Source organism: Synechococcus sp. R3-13 (assembly GCF_047462195.1).
Lineage (GTDB): Bacteria > Cyanobacteriota > Cyanobacteriia > Thermostichales > Thermostichaceae > Thermostichus.
On record NZ_JANSIO010000159.1, the window covers coordinates 1 to 2,396 of the forward strand.

Consider the following 2,396-nt stretch of genomic DNA (forward strand, 5'->3'; position numbering starts at 1 on the left):
AGTGGGATATGGAGGGTTGAGGGTGAGGGCAAAGCTATTTTTTCTTGCCAGCGGCGGCTGGAGCTTGGCCCGGCTTGGGCCGTTTCGCCCCGTATTTGGAGCGGCCTTGTTTGCGGTCTTTGACCCCTGCAGCGTCGAGGGTGCCCCGGATAATGTGGTAACGCACGCCGGGCAAATCCTTAACCCGCCCACCGCGAATCATGACCACAGAGTGCTCCTGCAGGTTGTGGCCGATGCCAGGAATGTAGGCAGTGACCTCAAAGCCGGAAGTGAGGCGAACGCGAGCCACTTTTCTCAGGGCCGAGTTGGGCTTTTTGGGCGTTGTCGTGTACACTCGGGTGCAAACCCCCCGCCGCTGTGGACAAGCCTTCAGGGCAGGAGACTTGGTCTTGCGAGCGGCAACGCTGCGCTCCTCACGGATCAGTTGCTGAATGGTGGGCATGGGCTGGCAGAGAAGGTCACGGCTTAAATGTTAAATGAATTATCCGGTTGAATTATCCGGCGATATTGAATCCTAGCAAGGCGGGATCCCGGCGTCAACTTGGGGATGGACTGCTGGGCTGTTAGCCTGGCCGAGTCTGAATTTCGGCCTCGTTCCCCCCTTGCCTCAGCTTTTTAGGAGACTCTGCACACCAGAAAGGATCCCTAGCAGACGATGGGCTGGTTAGATTGGTGGATTGTGCCTCCATGTCCGCTTTGCCGGCGCCCTGCCAAGGCCGTGTTCTGTCAAGACTGTCAAAGGCGGTTGCAGGCGGAGCGCCTTGCCACTTGGCCAGTCACCACCTCGCCTTGGCCACTTTACGCCTGGGGGATCCACCGGGGGGCGCTGCGCAGGGCCATCTATTGCCTGAAGTACGAAGGACAACGGCGCATTGGCTCGGTTTTGGGAGAATGGCTGGGATCTCGCTGGGTGGAAAGCCGACAGCCGTCTTCAGGCTCCCGTAGGGCCTATGGCTTGGACTATACGGTGGTGCCCATCCCGCTTCATGCGGAGCGCCTGCGGCAACGGGGCTACAACCAAGCCGCCTTGATCAGCCAAGCCTTTTGCCAGCGGACAGGTCTGAGACATTGGCCTGAGGCTCTGGTGCGGGTGCGGGCCACAGCGGCTCAATATGAGCTCAACCCGCTGCAACGACAGCACAACTTGGCCGGGGCCTTTGCCCTGAAACAAGTTCCGGCCACACCGGTGTTGCTGGTGGATGACATCTACACCACCGGCTCTACTGTGCAAGCCGCCCAGCAGGTATTGGCCGCTGCCGGGATCCGTGTAGCCGGGGTAATCGTTGCCGCTCAAACCCCAAAAGCTGCCTCTCCAGACTGGCCCAGCCCTCCAGACCCTATCCCGCCTCCAGCAAATTAAAGGCCGTAACAAACATAAAGTCGCAAAACTCGCGCACCAAGTTCGGATCCCGCCAGCCCTTGCGGGTTTCCTCCCGCAGCACTTCCAGGGCCTGTTCGGCGGTCAGGGCCGGTTTGTAGGGGCGAGGGGAGATCAGAGCGTCGAAGATGTCGATCACCTGAAAGACGCGGGCCAACAGAGGGATCTCTTCGCCTGCCAGCCCATCCGGGTAGCCGCTGCCATCCCAACGCTCGTGGTGGTGGCGGATGATCGGCAGCACATCCTGCATGGTGCGCAAGCCCCGACAAATGTCTTCGCCAATCAACACATGGGATTTCATGATCTCCCATTCTTCCGGGGTATGCTTGCCCTGCTTGCACAAAATCGCATCCGGGATCCCGACTTTGCCGATGTCGTGCAGGTAGCCGCCCCAGCGCAGGGCCTTGATCTGTTGACGAGACAGCCCCAAGTAACGACCAAACTGTTCCCCCATGACCACCAAGCGTTCGCAATGGTCACCCGTGGTGGGATCCCGGCTCTCCACAGCGCGGGCAATGGCAAACAACACCCTGGCGGCGTGATCCAGATCTTCGTTCAAGCGCTTTTGGTGGATGGATGAGCGTACCCGCGCCAGCAGCTCCACGTGATCGAAGGGCTTGGTCAAAATGTCGTCGGCCCCCACCTGCATCCCCATCAGGCGATTGGAGCGGTCGGTCAGGGCAGTGATCAGCACAACGGGGATCAGGCGGGTCAGCTCATTAGCCTTCAGTTGCCGGCAGACATCGAACCCGCTCATGTTCGGCATCAGCACATCCAACAGCACCAAGTCTGGCCGAAGCCGCTCCACAGCCTCCAAAGCCTCTTCGCCGTTGGTGGCCTCGCTCACGCGGAAGTGGGCCGACCGCAACAGCTCACCGATGTAGAGGCGGCTGCTGGCCTGATCGTCCACCACCAAAACATGATCCGCCTCCGCCAGCTTCGGGTTTAGACGGGGAAAGGGGGTGTGGATCAGGTGGGAGTTCATGGTGGTAAAACCTAGCCTTGCATCGAGTACGAG

3 protein-coding genes are annotated in these 2,396 nt (G+C 60.1%); 1 reads left to right on the forward strand and 2 read right to left on the reverse strand.

What is annotated here, in order from left to right; all coding sequences use genetic code 11:
- Window positions 1–34: 34 nt before the first annotated feature.
- Window positions 35–442, reverse strand: coding sequence for a 30S ribosomal protein S12 (gene rpsL / locus NW856_RS04985; protein ID WP_011432553.1), 408 nt, complete (start codon window positions 440–442; stop codon window positions 35–37).
- A gap of 213 nt (window positions 443–655) precedes the next feature.
- Between rpsL and NW856_RS04990 the strand changes: the two genes are divergently transcribed.
- Complete coding sequence (locus tag NW856_RS04990) at window positions 656–1,360, forward strand: ComF family protein (protein ID WP_414399385.1); 705 nt, start codon at window positions 656–658, stop codon at window positions 1,358–1,360.
- Here NW856_RS04990 and NW856_RS04995 read toward each other — a convergent pair.
- The gene (locus tag NW856_RS04995) at window positions 1,338–2,363 is read right to left on the reverse strand and encodes an HD-GYP domain-containing protein (protein ID WP_414399386.1); all 1,026 of its coding nucleotides are present in this window, start codon (window positions 2,361–2,363) and stop codon (window positions 1,338–1,340) included. The two genes, NW856_RS04990 and NW856_RS04995, sit on opposite strands and share 23 nt — an antisense overlap.
- Window positions 2,364–2,396: the final 33 nt, after the last annotated feature.

Bases quoted from the DNA above. Each gene is read 5' to 3' on its own strand.
- NW856_RS04990 (WP_414399385.1), top strand. From the start codon at position 656: ATGGGCTGGTTAGATTGGTGGATTGTGCCTCCATGTCCGCTTTGCCGG.
- rpsL (WP_011432553.1), bottom strand. From the start codon at position 442: ATGCCCACCATTCAGCAACTGATCCGTGAGGAGCGCAGCGTTGCCGCT.
- NW856_RS04995 (WP_414399386.1), bottom strand. From the start codon at position 2,363: ATGAACTCCCACCTGATCCACACCCCCTTTCCCCGTCTAAACCCGAAG.